16 protein-coding genes are annotated in these 16,952 nt (G+C 35.7%); 13 read left to right on the top strand and 3 right to left on the bottom strand.

What is annotated here, in order from left to right:
* The first annotated feature begins 8 nt into the window (after positions 1–8).
* The 6 genes from serC to G530_RS0110435 all read left to right on the top strand — a co-directional run bounded on the left by serC (position 9) and on the right by G530_RS0110435 (position 5,553).
* Positions 9–1,076 carry a 3-phosphoserine/phosphohydroxythreonine transaminase gene (gene serC / locus G530_RS0110410; RefSeq protein WP_026934479.1) on the top strand — a complete coding sequence of 356 codons (1,068 nt, stop codon included), beginning with the start codon at positions 9–11 and terminating at the stop codon, positions 1,074–1,076.
* Between the two features lie 20 nt (positions 1,077–1,096).
* The gene (locus tag G530_RS0110415) at positions 1,097–2,059 is read left to right on the top strand and encodes a D-2-hydroxyacid dehydrogenase (RefSeq protein ID WP_026934480.1); all 963 of its coding nucleotides are present in this window, start codon (positions 1,097–1,099) and stop codon (positions 2,057–2,059) included.
* Positions 2,060–2,167: 108 nt separating this feature from the next.
* Positions 2,168–2,596, top strand: coding sequence for a DUF6146 family protein (locus tag G530_RS0110420; RefSeq protein ID WP_026934481.1), 429 nt, complete (start codon positions 2,168–2,170; stop codon positions 2,594–2,596).
* Between the two features lie 29 nt (positions 2,597–2,625).
* Positions 2,626–2,931, top strand: coding sequence for a DUF6787 family protein (locus tag G530_RS0110425; RefSeq protein ID WP_026934482.1), 306 nt, complete (start codon positions 2,626–2,628; stop codon positions 2,929–2,931).
* Between the two features lie 2 nt (positions 2,932–2,933).
* Complete coding sequence (locus G530_RS0110430; RefSeq protein WP_026934483.1) at positions 2,934–3,251, top strand: hypothetical protein; 318 nt, start codon at positions 2,934–2,936, stop codon at positions 3,249–3,251.
* A gap of 43 nt (positions 3,252–3,294) precedes the next feature.
* Positions 3,295–5,553 carry a TonB-dependent receptor gene (locus G530_RS0110435; RefSeq protein ID WP_026934484.1) on the top strand — a complete coding sequence of 753 codons (2,259 nt, stop codon included), beginning with the start codon at positions 3,295–3,297 and terminating at the stop codon, positions 5,551–5,553.
* A 57-nt stretch (positions 5,554–5,610) separates the two neighbouring features.
* Here G530_RS0110435 and G530_RS0110440 read toward each other — a convergent pair whose 3' ends face one another.
* Genes G530_RS0110440 through msrA form a run of 3 tightly spaced genes read right to left on the bottom strand, consistent with a single transcriptional unit; the run spans position 5,611 to position 7,108 of the window.
* Positions 5,611–5,913, bottom strand: a complete 303-nt coding sequence (locus G530_RS0110440; protein WP_026934485.1) for a hypothetical protein — start codon at positions 5,911–5,913, stop codon at positions 5,611–5,613.
* 45 nt (positions 5,914–5,958) lie between these two features.
* The gene (folE, locus tag G530_RS0110445; protein ID WP_026934486.1) at positions 5,959–6,555 is read right to left on the bottom strand and encodes a GTP cyclohydrolase I FolE; all 597 of its coding nucleotides are present in this window, start codon (positions 6,553–6,555) and stop codon (positions 5,959–5,961) included.
* Positions 6,556–6,565: 10 nt separating this feature from the next.
* The gene (gene msrA / locus G530_RS0110450) at positions 6,566–7,108 is read right to left on the bottom strand and encodes a peptide-methionine (S)-S-oxide reductase MsrA (RefSeq protein ID WP_026934487.1); all 543 of its coding nucleotides are present in this window, start codon (positions 7,106–7,108) and stop codon (positions 6,566–6,568) included.
* Between the two features lie 148 nt (positions 7,109–7,256).
* Between msrA and G530_RS0110455 the strand changes: the two genes are divergently transcribed.
* The 7 genes from G530_RS0110455 to G530_RS0110485 all read left to right on the top strand — a co-directional run bounded on the left by G530_RS0110455 (position 7,257) and on the right by G530_RS0110485 (position 16,950).
* Positions 7,257–9,695, top strand: coding sequence for a DUF5916 domain-containing protein (locus G530_RS0110455; protein ID WP_026934488.1), 2,439 nt, complete (start codon positions 7,257–7,259; stop codon positions 9,693–9,695).
* A 51-nt stretch (positions 9,696–9,746) separates the two neighbouring features.
* On the top strand, positions 9,747–10,406 hold the full coding sequence (locus G530_RS0110460) for an ABC transporter ATP-binding protein (protein WP_026934489.1): 660 nt from the start codon (positions 9,747–9,749) through the stop codon (positions 10,404–10,406).
* 20 nt (positions 10,407–10,426) lie between these two features.
* Positions 10,427–11,197, top strand: a complete 771-nt coding sequence (locus G530_RS0110465; RefSeq protein ID WP_026934490.1) for a TIGR02757 family protein — start codon at positions 10,427–10,429, stop codon at positions 11,195–11,197.
* Between the two features lie 54 nt (positions 11,198–11,251).
* A complete protein-coding gene (locus G530_RS0110470; RefSeq protein ID WP_026934491.1) occupies positions 11,252–12,469 on the top strand; it encodes a sensor histidine kinase in 1,218 nt (405 codons plus the stop codon).
* Positions 12,470–12,532: 63 nt separating this feature from the next.
* Positions 12,533–13,735, top strand: coding sequence for a sensor histidine kinase (locus G530_RS0110475; RefSeq protein WP_026934492.1), 1,203 nt, complete (start codon positions 12,533–12,535; stop codon positions 13,733–13,735).
* A gap of 48 nt (positions 13,736–13,783) precedes the next feature.
* A complete protein-coding gene (locus G530_RS0110480) occupies positions 13,784–15,703 on the top strand; it encodes a vWA domain-containing protein (RefSeq protein WP_026934493.1) in 1,920 nt (639 codons plus the stop codon).
* Complete coding sequence (locus tag G530_RS0110485; protein WP_026934494.1) at positions 15,700–16,950, top strand: dihydroorotase; 1,251 nt, start codon at positions 15,700–15,702, stop codon at positions 16,948–16,950. The genes G530_RS0110480 and G530_RS0110485 overlap by 4 nt, the downstream gene beginning before the upstream one ends.
* Positions 16,951–16,952 lie beyond the last annotated feature (2 nt).

Raw genomic sequence — 16,952 nt, forward strand, 5'->3', positions numbered from 1 at the left:
TATAATTTATGAAAAAGCATAATTTTAGCGCTGGCCCATGTATACTTCCGCAAGAAGTATTTAAAGAAGCTTCACAGGCTATCTTAGATTTTAATAATTCAGGATTATCAATTTTAGAAATATCCCATAGAAGTGCAGATTTCGTTTCAGTAATGGACGAAGCTCAGTCTTTGGCACTTGAACTCTTAGATTTAAAGGATAAAGGCTATAAAGCATTATTCCTTCAGGGTGGCGCTAGCACGCAGTTTTTAATGATTGCCTATAATTTGCTTGAGAAGAAAGCCGCTTACCTGAATACAGGTACCTGGTCATCTAAAGCTATTAAGGAGGCTAAATTGTTTGGAGAGATTGTGGAAGTAGCATCTTCTAAGGATAAGAATTTTAATTATATCCCGAAGTCCTACTCTATTCCAGATGACGTTGATTATTTCCATTGTACAAGTAACAACACCATTTTTGGTACTCAAATAAAAGAATTTCCGGCTACCTCCAAACCCTTGGTTTGTGATATGAGTAGTGATATATTCTCAAGAACTTTAGATTTTTCAAAATTTGATATCATCTATGCCGGAGCTCAAAAGAATATGGGACCTGCCGGTACCACACTGGTAATAGTAAAAGAAGATATTCTAGGAAAGGTATCAAGAGAAATTCCTTCTATGATGAGCTATTCCACGCATATTTCTAAAGATAGTATGTTTAATACCCCTGCAGTTTATGCCGTATATGTTTCTATGCTTACGCTAAGATGGATAAAGGCGAAAGGAGGAATTAAGGCTATGGAAGAATTGAATAATAAAAAAGCTGACCTTTTATATAGTGAAATAGACCGAAATCCTTTATTTAAAGGTTTTGCGGCAAAAGAAGATCGTTCAGCAATGAATGCTACTTTCAACTTAACAGATGAGTCTCATAAAGAAACATTTGACAAAATGTGGAAAGACGCTGGTGTGAATGGTTTAAACGGCCACAGAAGTGTAGGAGGCTACAGAGCCTCTATGTATAATGCTCTTAGCCTTGAAAGTGTCCAGGTTGTAGTTGATTTAATGCAGGACCTGGAAAAGAAAGTTAAATAATAATATAGATCATTTAAAAAATGAAAGTATTAGCAAATGATGGTATTTCACAAAGTGGTGTAGAAACACTTAAGAATGCTGGTTTTGAAGTAATAGTTAAAAAAGTAGCTCAGGAGCAGCTTAAGGAATACCTTAATGCGAATGCCATAAGTGTACTTCTGGTAAGGAGTGCTACTAAAGTTAGAAAGGATATCATAGATAACTGTATTCATCTAAAAGTTATAGGCCGCGGTGGCGTTGGTATGGATAATATTGATGTAGACTATGCCAGGAGCAAGGGAATTTCTGTGATCAACACTCCGGCAGCTTCTTCCAGCTCTGTAGCCGAACTTGTTTTTGCCCATCTATTTGGAGGAGTTAGGAAATTACATGATTCTAATAGAAATATGCCTTTAGAAGGTGACTCCAGATTCAAGGAGCTGAAAAGATCCTATGCTGGCGGAGTTGAACTTCGAGGAAAAACTCTTGGAATTGTGGGCTTCGGAAGAATTGGTCGGGAAGTTGCAAAAATTGCTCTTGGAATTGGGATGAAAGTTATAGCCAGCGATCAGAATGTTGGTGAAGCCGAGATCACTCTGGAGTTCTATAACGACCAAAGTATTAAGATCCCTATAAAAACTGAACCTGTTGAAATGCTTATTAAGGATTCAGATTTTATAACGCTACATGTTCCCGCTCAGGATAAACCAGTAATTGGAGCTAAAGAGTTTGAAAAAATGAGAGATGGTGTGGGGATCATTAATACGGCGCGAGGTGGAGTTCTGGATGAAGAAGCATTACTTGAGGCGATAGAATCTGGAAAAGTTTCGTTTGCGGCACTGGATACTTATGAAAATGAGCCTACACCCGCGATCAAGTTACTTATGAATGAGAGTATTTCGTTGAGTCCGCATATTGGTGCTGCTACTACCGAAGCCCAGGAACGTATAGGAGTTGAACTTGCAGAACAGATCATTACGATATTAAAGAAAGAAAAAGCCTAATCTTAATTTATAGGATAATTAAGCCGGTTAATAATTTTCATCGGTTAGGTTATACTCGCTGAAAATAATCAAGGAATAATTTTTGCATTTAATTTTTAAAAACATCTAATGAAGAATATAATCTACATACTATTACTAGCCTTATTTGTGTATAGCTGCGGCTCTACCGGGGGGAAGAACTTTCCATCAGATAAGATCGCGAATTCTAAAAATGACACGGTAAGAATTGCCAATGACAGTCTGGAATATGAAATAATAGTTATAGAGCCTGGATTTAATCTTTTCATTAATTCTTATGCAAAGCCGAGAGGATATTATTCTCAGAATTACCTTGAAAATAAGAATAGATTGCTGGTTTCTGAATATAACCAACGAGTTAGACAGCCAATGACCTATAACCCTGATCTATATTTGAATGAAATCAATTATGATTCTAATATAGATTATGGATACGAGGTGAACTATTTGCTGTATAATTACTTCGTTTATTTTAGCAGGCATTACAATCAAAGATTTAGTGTACCTACAAGAATTTGATTCTTTAGTCAAATCCTTATATTTGCACCATGAAGAAATTGAAAGATCGCTGGGGCATAGATTCTAATTGGCAACTTTTTATTATTTTTCTTGTTTTTGCCATAACAGGATCAACGGCAGCTAAGCTTGCCAGTCCTTTAGTTAATTTCCTGGGAATAACTCAGGAAAGCAGTCACTGGTCTGTATATTGGTTCGCCAGGATCTTTTTAATATTTCCTATCTACCAGTTATTATTAGTATTCTTTGGTTGGATCTTCGGGCAGTTTCAATTCTTCTGGGCATTTGAAAAGAAAATGCTAAGTAGATTTGGTTTTGGTAAGGTCTTTAAAAATTAAATTTGAAAGAATTAAAGCTCATATTCTTTACCTTTTCTGCAATTTTAATATTGCTGCCTTCCGCAGTAAGTTTCTCTCATATTTTTTCAGATCATTCTCACAAACTTTGTGATAATTATGCTGAACATCATTACCACGAAAAATCTATTGACTGTGAGCTTCATCACTTTCAAAAGAATCCAGTATTAGAACTCAAATTTCCTGAATATAATTTTGATTTCATCGAGTATCAGGAAAAGCTTACTTACGATTATTACGATTTTTTAAATGATTTTGAACCTCTTCCATTCGATTTAAGAGGACCACCTTCTATCGCTTAATACCTCATAAAAAAGCGAATTAAAAATCATTTAAATTTTATCAATGCGAAATACATTGTTATTAATACTGCTATTGGCAGTAAGTTCTGTTATATATAGTCAGGAGCAATTCACTGGTACTGTTAAAGATGCTCAATCAGGTGAACCTGTATTTAGTGCGAATATTTATTTCCCTACTCTTGAGAAGGGATCAATGACAGATCCTGATGGGAATTTCAGTCTTAAAAATCTTCCCAGGGGTAAATATAAATTAGTAGTTTCTTCCATTAGTTATGCTACATTCACTACAGAAGTAAACTTGCCAGAAGAGAATCTTGAGATTCGATTAAATCCTTCTGCCATAGAAATGGAGGAAGTTATTGTATCCACTCCCTTTCATCAGTTACAAAGTGAAAATGTGATGAAAGTTGAAAGGGAAAGCCTTTCTGAACTCAATAAAAAAGGAGCTATTAATCTTTCAGATGGTATCACCCAGATTGCCGGTGTGGAAAGCCTGACTACCGGTGTAGGTATAGGTAAACCGGTTATTAGGGGATTAAGTTCTAATCGTGTACTGGTATATACCCAGGGAATCAGGCTCGAAAATCAACAATATGGAGATGAACACGGTTTAGGAATAAGTTCAAAAGGAATAGGAAGCGTAGAAGTAATAAAGGGTCCTGCTTCGCTTTTATACGGTAGCGATGCTATTGGAGGTGTTCTTTACCTGAATCCTGAAGTTTATGCCGGAAGTAATTCTACTCATGCTGAAGTAGAATCTAATTATTTCAGCAATACGAGAGGATATCAGTTTAGCGGTATGGCTAAAACCTCAGGAGAAAAGCTTAAGTTCCTGGCTAGAGGAAGTTATGCTGCCCATAGTGATTATGAGACAGGAGAAGATTCCAGAGTGACTAATACTCGTTTTAATGAAAAGGATATAAAAACGGGAATAGGCTTTCAGGACAATAAATACAAAGCAGATCTCAGGTATAATTTTAACCGAAGCGAAATTGGAATTCCTGAAGACATTGAAGTTCAGTCCACAGAAAAAGAACCACTACTACCCTATCAAAAAATAGACAACCATGTGCTGAGCCTGGACAATAGATTCTATTTTGAAAATTCGAGTATAGATTTTAAGATCGGTTATCAGTTCAATGATCGTAAGGAATTCGAAGATGAACATGCAGAAGAACACGAGGAAGACGAAACCGAAGAAGAACATGAAATTCATGAAGAAGGTGAGCCTGCTCTGGAAATGCATCTGGAAACCTTAAACTATAACTTTAAGTACAACCTACCGAAAATAGGCAATTTCGAGACTATCGTTGGGGTTCAGGGAATGTTCCAGACAAATGAAAACTTTGGTGAAGAGATATTGATCCCGGATTCTGAAACTGTTGATTTTGGGATTTTTGCTACTACGCATTATCACCTGGAAAAATGGGATTTCCAGGGAGGATTAAGATTTGATAATCGAAACCTGGAAAGCAATGCGTTTACCTCTGAAGATGGAGATGTGATCACTGCACTGGACAGATCTTTTAATAGCATTAATGGTGCTGTGGGTGCGAAATATCACATAGACCAGAAATTTATTGCGAGACTTAACCTGGCCAGTGGTTTTAGAGCCCCTAACCTTTCAGAGTTAACCTCAAATGGCGCCCATCATGGTGCAAACAGGTATGAAGTAGGAAATCCAGATCTAAAAAATGAGCAGAATTTCCAGGTAGATCTTGCCCTTGAATATAGAAATCAGCATTTTGAAGCTTTTATTAATGCTTTTAATAACTCGGTTAGTGATTATATTTTCATAAATCCAACTGGAGAAATGATCGAGAATGATCCTGTATTTGAGTATTCCCAGGAAAATGCAAATTTGTATGGTGGTGAAATAGGTTTTCACTTACATCCACATCCATTAGACTGGCTACATCTTGAAAGTAGTTTTGAAACGGTAACAGGGAAATTAGATAACAATGACTACTTACCACTGATACCGGCTAATTCCGTAACCAATACTTTCAGGGTAGAATTAGACGAAGGCGATACATTATCAGAGAAATATGCTTTTGTGAGGGTAAAGAGTGTTTTTGATAAGAATAATACCGGGAACTTTGAAACTCAAACGAACGGATACAGTTTACTGAGTGCAGGTTTTGGAGCTACTTTAGAATTAAATAAAGTAAAAGTAGATTTGGGTGTAAGTGGGACTAATCTTCTGAATAAAAGCTATATATCTCACCTTTCGAGATTAAAACCAGATGGCATCTATAATATTGGTCGTAATCTAATGGCTTCAGCAATCATAAGTCTATAAAATAAAAAGGCTGTCAGAAATTCTGACAGCCTTTTTTTCTAACTAATTAAGCAAACATTAATAGCTCTCTACTTCTATTACCTGAGCTCTTAATGGCTCCTTCTTCCATACATAAGTATAAAGATACATTAATGTAAAAGTTGGGATAATATCTGTTCCCGGCAGAATCTCCTCTAGAAATACCAGAACAGAAGCAAGCTTACCTTTTCTACCTGGATACATCTCTGTCATTTTTTTTGCTGCGTAAGGAGCCCATAATATATCAAGGAAGGGTCCTACTACTGGAATAGCCACAGTAGCCATACCAGCAAGGTCATATGCCAGACCTTTTATAAATAGTTTATTTTTTAATAATTTCATGTTTTTTGATTTTAACCTGAATAAATCAAAAAAGGTGCCAGTATTTTACCTTAGGTCAGAGCTAATCAGCTTTAAGAACTCATTACGGGTTTCGATTTCTTTAAATTGTCCACGAAATCCTGAAGTGGTTGTGGCACTATTTTGTTTTTGGACTCCTCTCATCATCATACATAAATGTACCGCTTCAATAACCACGGCCACCCCCTGGGGCTTCAGGGTCTTATTCAAACATTCTAAAATATCGTTGGTAAGCCTTTCCTGAACCTGCAATCTACGAGCAAAAACATCAACCACCCTGGGCAATTTACTCAATCCCACGATCTTACCATCAGGGATATAGGCAATATGAGCTTTTCCGAAGAATGGTAACATATGATGTTCGCATAATGAATACAATTCAATATCCTTTACCACTACCATCTCATCATAAGTTTCCTCAAAAACTGCCTTTTTTAGAATCTCTTCAGCATCCATAGAATAACCCTGGGTTAGAAATTGCATGGCTTTGGCAGCTCTTTCTGGAGTTTTAATGACCCCTTCCCTATCAGGATCTTCTCCAACACCCTTGATTATTTCATGAAAATTAGTTTGAAGTCCACACGTGGTCTCTTCATTATATTCCTCAAAAAATTTATATGACATCTTAGTTCTATTATTTCAATTTATCTGAAAAGAGCTTCTTTAGCTTCGTAATCTTTGGATCTATTATATACTGGCAATACGGTTGCTGTCTATGCTGATTATAAAAATCCTGATGTTCAGTTTCTGCTACATAAAACGCAGTTGCCTCGGTAACTTCTGTAACTATTGGGTTTTCAAACGTACCTTCTTGTTCTAATAACTTAATTACATCATAAGCAGTGATCTTTTGATCTTCATCATGATAAAAAATCCCACTTCTATATTGTGTCCCAACGTCATTTTGCTGACGGTTGAGCGTGGTAGGATCGTGAGTTGCGAAAAAAACCAGTAGTAATTCTTCAAATTTAATTATTTCAGGATCATATTTGATTTCTATAGCTTCAGCATGTCCAGTCCTACCCGTGATAATTTCGCGGTACGCCGGGTTTTTTATGTTGCCTCCAGTAAAACCAGATACAACCTCTTCTACCCCTTCCAATCTTTGAAAAACTGCCTCAGTACACCAAAAACATCCTCCAGCTAACGTGGCCTTTTTCAAACTTTCATTTTCCATATAAAACGATTCTCATATTTTGTTTATCAAATTTAATTTTTAAATAAACAAAACAAAGCCTGTTTAACTTGATTTTATAGAAATACTTTGTCTGTTATCAATAACAGTAATACATTTGAGTTCCTTTATTTTGAACAATCATCAATCAATGCCCCGTAGAAATATAATATTCTCAGTTCTTTTATTTTCAAGCTTCTTTATCTTTTCACAATCCAACCCAGCTGCAAGAAGAGTTTATAATACGCAGAAAGTAGAAAATCCTCCTAAAATTGATGGCCTCCTTAATGATGAGGTTTGGAAAATAGTCGAATCCCAGGGAGAATTTTTAATGGTTGAACCGGGCGATGGAGATCCCATTTCAGCTTCCCACGAGACGCAGGTAAAAGTTCTTTATGATGACGAAGCAATATATATTGCAGGTATACTTCTGGAAGAATATCCTGAGAAAATAATGAAACAACTCACTCAGAGAGACAATCTTAACCAATCTGAGTTTTTCCTGGTAGACTTAAATACGTACGATGACGGAGAGAATCAAACCCGGTTTATTGTTACCTCGGCAGGCACACAGGCAGATGCTAGAATGACGGGCAATAATGAAGATTATGGATATAATGTAGTTTGGGAATCTGAGGTTTCACAAGATAATAATGGCTGGTATGTAGAAATGAAAATTCCATATTCAGCTCTTAGATTTCCTGAAAAGCCGGAGCAACTATGGGGGCTTCAATTTGCCAGGGAGATCACTCATTTAAACTCAACGTACGTCTGGAATTATGTAAATAAGTCGGTTGGCGAAATGTCACAGTATACTGGCTTGCTTAAAGGTGTAAAAAATATAGATCCCCCGGTGAGATTGAGTTTATATCCATATACCTCTGTGGCATCAGACCATTTTGATAATAATTCAGATTTTAATTTCAGTGCAGGACTGGATCTTAAATACGGAATCAACGATTCTTTTACTTTAGACATGACCCTTGTTCCAGATTTTGGACAAACGGCATATGATGAAGTAGAATTGAACCTTGGCCCTTTTGAACAAATTTTTGGTGAGAACAGAGCCTTTTTTACTGAAGGCACAGAGTTATTTAACAAAGGTGATCTTTTTTATTCCCGGAGAGTTGGTAGTACTCCCATAGGCTTTAACGATGTCCAGTCTGAACTCCTCGAAAATGAAGAAGTATTAGAAAACCCTGATAGAACGGACCTGCTGAATGCACTTAAAGTATCAGGTCGAACAGATCGAGGTCTTGGGATTGGTTTTTTTAATGCTATTACAAATGAGGAAGTTGCCATAATAAAAGATACAATTACCGGCAGTTTGAGAGAAAGAATCACAGAACCTGTAGCAAATTATAATATCCTTGTTTTAGACCAGCGTTTTAATAAGAACTCTTCTATAACCCTCGTGAACACTAATGTTACCAGAGATGGTCATTATAGGGACGGGAATGTTTCTGCCTTTCTATTTGATGTCTATAACAAATCTAACTCCTTTAATTTCGCAGGGGAAGCAAAGATGAGTAACGTCAATCTTCCCATGCAAAATGAAACCGGCTTTGCATCTAATTTTTCTATTGAACGAACCAAAGGTGAATTTAGATATAATATCGGGCATGAATTTGCGAACGAAACTTATGACATCAATGATCTTGGGATAAGTTTCATTAATAATTATAATAATTTTTCTGGTGGAGTATCATACCAGATCTTCGAACCGAAGGGAAATTATAATACATATCAGTTTAATCTCTATGGCCAACATCTACGTAGATATAAACCAGATCTAACCGTTAATACCGGTATTGGTGGAGATTTTTTTGCCATGACCAGAAAAAGGTTTGCCTTTGGCGGGAACCTAGGGTATAATACAGAATTTCGGGATTTTTTCGAACCTAGAGTTGAAAACACCTTTATCACTTATAAACCATTTAGTGATATGAGCTTCTTTGTTTCTTCAGATTATAGAAAACAATTTGCTTATGATGTAAGAATAAGTTTTGAGGAATATTTTAATACTTCTCATAACAATTTTAATATCAGGCTGTCTCCAAGATTTAGATTCAATGACCGGTTCAATATGGTTTATGAATTTCAATATGGCAATCAAAATGACAGGCCCAGCTATGTTACTCAATTAGACAATAAGGTAATCTTTGGGATTAGAGATCAGAAAAAATTTGAAAATGCCATAAATGCTAATTATAACTTCAATACTAAACAAGGACTTAATTTAAGTTTCCGTCATTTCTGGTCTACTGCCAGATTTGCTGAAGGTGGGTTTTCTACACTTGAGGATGAAGGTAATTTACGTAGTTTTGATTATCAAATCAACGATGAGAATAATCCAGATGCGAATTTTAATATCTGGAACCTGGATCTAAGTTATAGATGGCAATTTGCACCAGGTAGCGAAGCTGTTCTGTTATATCGTAACGCCATTTTTAATGAAGACAAGCTCAGTTACCTGGATTTCTCTGATAGCCTGGATAACCTTTTCGCACGGCCTGCACGAAATAATATCAGCCTTCGCATAGTTTATTTTATAGATTATAATAACCTTAAAAACTTATTCCGCGGCTAAACTTGGGGAATCTACCTAATTTGGCTATTTTCGGAGCACTTATTTTTCCAGATGATAATAGCTAAGAACATTCATAAATATTACGGAGACCTGCATGTATTAAAATCTGTAGATCTACATATCAAGAAGAGTGAGATCGTTTCTATTGTTGGTGCTTCCGGTGCTGGTAAAACGACTTTATTACAGATCTTAGGAACTCTGGATAAGCCAACTAAAAAGAAAAATTCTCAATTAGAAATAAACAAAACCAATATCTACGGGCTAAAGTCTAGAGACTTATCAAAATTCAGAAATAAACATATTGGTTTTATTTTTCAATTTCATCAATTGCTACCTGAATTCACTGCTCTGGAAAATATATGTATCCCGGCTTTTATCCATAAAACTCCAAGAAAAGAGGCTGAAAAAAGAGCGATGGAACTATTAAATTTTCTTGGTCTGGAAAATCGTGCTTCACATAAACCGGGAGAACTTAGTGGCGGTGAACAACAAAGAATTGCTGTAGCAAGAAGTTTGATCAATAATCCCGCAGTTATTTTTGCCGATGAACCTTCAGGAAACCTGGATAGCGAATCTGCAGAAAATTTACATAAGCTATTCTTTAGATTACGGGATGAATTTGATCAAACCTTTGTGATCGTCACCCATAATGAAGAACTGGCAGATATGGCCGATAGAAAACTCACCATGGTAGATGGTGAAATAGTTTAATTTGAAAATCTATTAATTCTTTGAATAAAAAAGAACTTAAAACTTTTCTTGATTATAAGGTAATTCAGTACAATACCCCTCAATTCATTGAAACAGATCCTATAAAGATCCCGCATTTATTTCAGAAAAAGGAAGATATTGAAATTGCAGGTTTTCTAACCGCAACTATTGCCTGGGGAAATCGAAAAAGCATTCTGAAAAATTCAGGAAAATTGATGAACCTTATGGATATGAGTCCGTATGATTTTGTAATGCATCACGATGAAAACGATCTTTCAAGTTTAAATGGGTTTGTTCACCGTACCTTTAACTCTGATGATCTTAGCTTTTTCATTAAGTCATTAAAGAATATATATACTAATCATAACGGACTGGAAAATATATTCTCACTCAATGCTACTGAAGAAAGTCTGCAGCCAGCAATTCATAAATTCAAATCGATATTTTTTGAATTACCCCATCAAAAAAGGACCGAGAAACATGTTAGTGACCCTTTAAAGAATTCTGCAGCAAAGCGAATAAATATGTTTCTAAGATGGATGGTTAGAAATGATGACACCGGGGTTGATTTTGGAGTTTGGGAAAGTCTTTCTGCTGCCCAGTTATCCTGTCCTTTAGATGTACATTCTGGAAATGTGGCAAGGAAATTGGGTCTTTTGAAAAGAAAAATGAACGACGCCAAAGCTCTGAAAGAGCTGGATAACAATCTTAGAAGTATGGATAGAACAGATCCTGTAAAGTATGATTTTGCATTATTCGGCCTGGGAGTATTCGAAAAAGGAAATTTCTAAAAGTTGGCAGTCTTATTTATTTTAGTTTTTTTAACTTGAAAAAAAATTTAGTGCATGATAAGCCCCGCAATACCAGAGAATGAGCTTGATAGGCTGGAGTCTCTCCACCAATTGAACATTCTCGATTCTTTACCAGAAGAAGCCTACGATACCATTACTGAATTAGCCAGCTATATCTGCGATACACCTATTGCTGTTATAAATATTATAGATTCCGAACGTAACTGGTTTAAATCTGCTTTTGGTACCGATCTTGCTGGATCTTCGCGAGATGTTTCTTTCTGCGGGCATACCATTCTGGAGCCCACGGTGCTTCTGGAAGTCCCTAATGCCTCGAAAGATGCAAGATTCAAGGATAATCCTTTTGTAACTAGTGAAACACCTATTAATTATTATGCCGGTGTGTCCTTATTAGATTACAAGGGTTTACCGATGGGAACTCTATGTGTATACGATTCTAACGAGCATCAGTTGAATGAAAAACAAAAAACGGCTCTAAAGGCTCTTGGAAAACAAGTGGAAATTCTCCTGGAGACAAGAAGAAAGAATAATGTACTTGAAAACCTAAAAAGAGAATTAGACGATAATAATAAAATCCTTAGAGAATTTGCCAGTACCGTATCTCACGATCTAAAGATGCCACTGGCAAATATGATCCTTACTGCAGATATATTAAAAGTAAAATATTCTGGCAGTATGGATGAAGAAGGACTTAATTATATTAATTATCTCAAACAATCTGGACTTACTTTAAGTGATTATATCAATGGTTTGTTGGACCATTATGCCAATAATAAAGCTGATATAGGTAAAGTAGAAGAATTCTTCCTGAATGATATGCTGGAAGATATCATAGATCTTCTACAAATTGCAGAGAATTGTGAGATTAATTTACCTGATAATAATTTAAAGATTGTTGGTAATACGGCTGCAATAGGGCAAATATTCATGAACCTTTTAAGCAACAGTTTAAAGTATAATAATCAGGAAAGAATCATAATAGAAATTGATTGTACTGAAAATAGGGATTTTTTCAATTTTTCCATTAGCGATAACGGAATTGGTATCCCTGAAGGGAAGCAGTCCGGTATTTTTGATCTTTTCACCACCGTTGCAGAAAAAGACAGACGTGGCAAAAAAGGTCATGGAATAGGTCTTTCAACGGTGAAGAATATTGTTGAAAGCCTTGGTGGCAGTATAAATCTTACTTCGAAAGAACATGAAGGAACATGCTTTGAATTTAGCATCAAGCGTTATAATAAGTTAGATTAGGTTAATTTTAGATAAAAGTTATTTATTTTTAAATAACTTTAGTTCAATATTTTACCGGGGAGAATGCAAGAAAACCTAATTCCCTTCAATGAAAAACTTCGCAGGACAGCATTGAAGGAATATAATATTTTGAATACGGGGCCAGACGAAGATTATGATAATCTTACGTTTCTTGCTGCCTCTATTTCTAATTCTCCGGTTGCTAAGATTAGCATAATCGATAACAATCGAATCTGGAATAAATCGGTTTACGGAGCAGAAATCGAGGAGATTGATAGAAAAAATTCGTTCTGCGATAATACAATCCAAAGTGATTCTTCTATTCATATTTTAAAAAGGAGCATTAATCCAGATCTATTTGACGCCGCAGAAGGTATCTATGATAGAGAATTCTCCTTCTATGCAGGAATACCGCTGCACAATCCGCAGGGACATGTAATTGCAGTTTTTTGTGTACTGGACACCGAGGAAAAAGATCTAAGCGAGCATCAAAAGAAGGGTTTAAAGGCTTTGGCTCGCCAAACCATGAATTTATTGGAATTCAGGAAACAAAAAATTAAATTATTTGAGGTACAAAGCAAGCTCAAGGAAAAGTACCAGGAATTGGAACGTTTTGCCAGTATTGTATCTCATGACTTAAAATCTCCTCTGGCCAATATTATATCGCTAAGTGAACTATTAAAAGATGAAAATGAAGGGAAATTTGATAAGGATACGCAACAATATCTTGAATATCTTGTTGAGTCCTCCTACTCTCTTCGTAATTACATTGATGGTATCTTAAGTTTTTACAGGAGTGATCATGTAATGGAAAAGGATTATACCAATGTAGATCTGCAAAAACTTCTGAAAGGTATTGCAGATCTTTATCAGGTAGCAGACGATATCATAATTACCTATCCTGAAGATATCCTGCTTCACAATGTCAATAAAGCTGCACTCACTCAGGTTTTTATGAATCTTATAAGCAATGCCTTAAAATATAACGATAAGCCCTTAAGAAAAGTTCATATTGAATTCAACGAGAATGAGGAATTCTACTTTTTTGAGATCAAAGACAATGGGAATGGGATTCCTAAAGAAAAATTTGAAGAGATATTTAACCTTTTCACAACCCTTGATACGGCAGACCGTGATGGTGGACTTGGTAGCGGCATAGGCCTGGCTACTGTTAAAAAATTAATTGAATCTATGGGAGGTTCTATTTCTATTGATTCTGAAGTCGGCAAAGGCAGCAATTTCAAATTTCGCATTAAAAGGTTTTAACGCTTATTCATATTCATTTTCTATATTTGAGAAACCTTATTCCTGAATATGCATTTTGAACAGCCGGAATTACTGTATGCCTTAATCTTGCTCGTAATTCCGCTGATCGTTCATTTATTCAGATTAAGAAAATTTCAAAAGGAAGATTTTACCAATGTAAAATTCCTGAAAAAGGTCATACAGGAAACCCGTAAGAGCTCTCGCTTAAAGAAATTCTTAATTCTTATCACCAGGCTTCTATTATTAACCTGTTTGATACTGGCCTTTGCCAAACCATTTATACCGGCAAGTGAAAAAGCTCTTGCAGCCTCCCAGACTCTTATATATCTGGATAATTCATTCAGTATGCAAAGTGGCGACGAGCAATCTACAATTTTTAATAAGGCTGTAAATTCATTACTGGAATATTTAGATGATGAAAATAAATATTCGCTTTTCACGAATTCAGATGAATACTTTGACCGTGGTTTACCAGATCTTAAAGACGAACTACAAAATTTTGATTTTGTTGAGGATCAAATAAGTTATAGAGAGATCAAACTAAAAGCTGAAAATTACTTTAAGAAGTATCCCTTAGCTGAAAAAGACCTGGTGATCATTTCAGATTTTCAAACTCATATTAACATTCCTTCAGAAGCAACCAGTGAAAATATCAATTATCATCTTATTCAGCCCAATCTTCATGAGATCAATAATGCCAGCCTGGATTCGGCCTATATTAATGAAATCACACCAGAAAGCCTAACCTTAAACATTGTTGCATCTTCAAATAGAAATTTGGAGGAACCAATTAGCATTTCAGTTTATGATGGCAAAACCTTATTAGGCAGAAACACGATACAACTGGGAGATGAAAAATCTGAAGAAATTACTTTCAGACTTCAGAATACATTAATCGCAAAAGGAAGAATAGAAATAGAAGATTCAGGATTAAAATACGACAACACTTTATTTTTCAATATCAACGAAAATCCAGGTATAAAGGTTGTTATAATCTCTGCATTAGAAGTAGATTTTTTAACCCGGATTTATAACGAACCAGAATTTGAAACCAGAATTTTCACTCCCAATCAAATAGATTATAATCAGTTAAATTCAGCAAACCTTATCGTTTTAAATGAAGTAGACCAACTCCCACCCTCTCTAATCAATAATCTTGGGACGGCAAATGATAATGGTGCTACAGTAATATTAATTCCGCCTGTCGACGCACAGGAGTACGGGCAAATTTTAAACAGTTTCGGTTTTTCAGATTTCACTCAAAAGGTGGATGCCGAAAGATTGATCACTAGTATCTCTTTTGATCATCCACTACTGGAGAATGTTTTTGAAGATCGTATTGATAATTTTGAATATCCAAAGGTTTTAAGCTCGCAAAATCATTCTTCCTCCAATGCTATTCTGAGTTATCAGGACAACAGACCATTTCTGGCTGAGTCTAATTCAGTATATCTTTTTACTGCCGCGCTGAATAATGAAAATTCCAATTTCAGGAATTCACCTTTGATAGTGCCTGTATTTTACCAGATAGGCCTGAAGGCATTCAAAAAAAATCAATTGTACTATTCAACTAATAAGGAGAGTGAAATTGATGTTCCTGTAGATCTAGGTAAAGACCAGGTTGTACATCTTGTGAATTATGAAACAGATATCATTCCGCAGCAACAAAATTACAGCAGCCGTATAGAAATAAGCACTGGAAATATTGATTTGGAGGCAGGTAATTATGAGGTTTCAAATAATAATCAGGTCGTAGGGAATTTAAGCTTTAATTACTCCCGTAAAGAAAGTCAACTTACATATACAGACATTTCAGACCTGGAAGATGTAAATATTTATAATTCTGTAGAGGAATATTTTTCCAAATCAAATGCAGCTACCCAAATCACTACACTTTGGAAATGGTTTGTTATTTTTGCCTTAATATTTTTAGCAATCGAAATGCTACTTATAAAATTCCTTAAATGAAGCTACTTTTAAAATCGGTTACTATTCTGGATGAAAAATCATCTCACCACAATAAGAAACTTGATATTTTCATTGAAAACGGAACCATAAAACGGATTGGTGAAAACCTGAATGAAAATGCAGATAGAGAGATAAAAGTTTCCAACCTTCATGTATCCAGAGGTTGGTTTGATAGTAGTGTAAGTTTCGGGGAACCGGGATTTGAAGACCGGGAAACAATTGCAAATGGACTGGATACAGCTGGAAAATCTGGCTTTTCTTCAGTAGGTTTAAATCCATATACTAATCCTGTTTTAGATCATAGTGGTAGTATTGCTGCGGTTAAAGCAAAAGCTGCGCATCACCCTGTTAGTTTATACCCTATTGGGGCTTTAACCAGAAAAAGTGAGGGTGTAGATCTAGCCGAATTGCTGGACATGAAAGAAGCTGGTGCAGTTGGTTTTGGTGACTATAAATTACCACTTCGTAATCCAAACCTATTGAAGATCGCACTACAATATGCTCAAAACTTTGATGCCCTTATTCAAAGTTATCCCCAGGAAAACAGGATTGCTGGTAAAGGTATGGTGAACGAACATGAAAATAGTACCTCACTGGGCCTGAAAGGAATTCCGAATCTGGCAGAGGAACTTCAGATCACCCGGGATCTTTATTTACTTGAATATACAGGGGGAAAACTACATATCCCTACGATCTCAACAGAGAAATCGGTTAGGCTTATTAAAGATGCCAAGAAAAAGGGACTTGACGTAAGTTGCAGCGTGGCCATACATAACCTGATTCTGAATGATGAGGAATTAAAAGCTTTTGACGCTAATTCAAAAGTGCTTCCTCCGTTAAGGACAAAAAAGGATTCTAAAGCACTTATAAAAGGTCTTAAAGATGGTATTATAGATATGGTCACCAGTGATCATAATCCTATAGATGTGGAGCATAAAAAAGTAGAATTCGACAATGCTTTATACGGAACTATTGGCCTGGAAACTGCTTTCGGTGCCCTGTGTACCATTTTTGATACCTCAGAAGCTATCAAATATCTAACTGCCGGAAAAGAACGGTTTAATATCGTAGAATATGAAATTAAAGAAAGTGCGCAGGTTGACCTAAGTTTATTTATACCTGGATCGCCTTTTAATTTCAATGAAAAAGATATTCTATCCTCTTCAAAAAATAGTATTTTTCTCAATAAAGAAATAAAAGGGAAAGCCTTTGGAGTGATCACTCAAAAAGGAATAATTAGTTTTTAAAT

Source organism: Christiangramia echinicola DSM 19838, from assembly GCF_000423065.1.
Lineage (GTDB): Bacteria > Bacteroidota > Bacteroidia > Flavobacteriales > Flavobacteriaceae > Christiangramia > Christiangramia echinicola.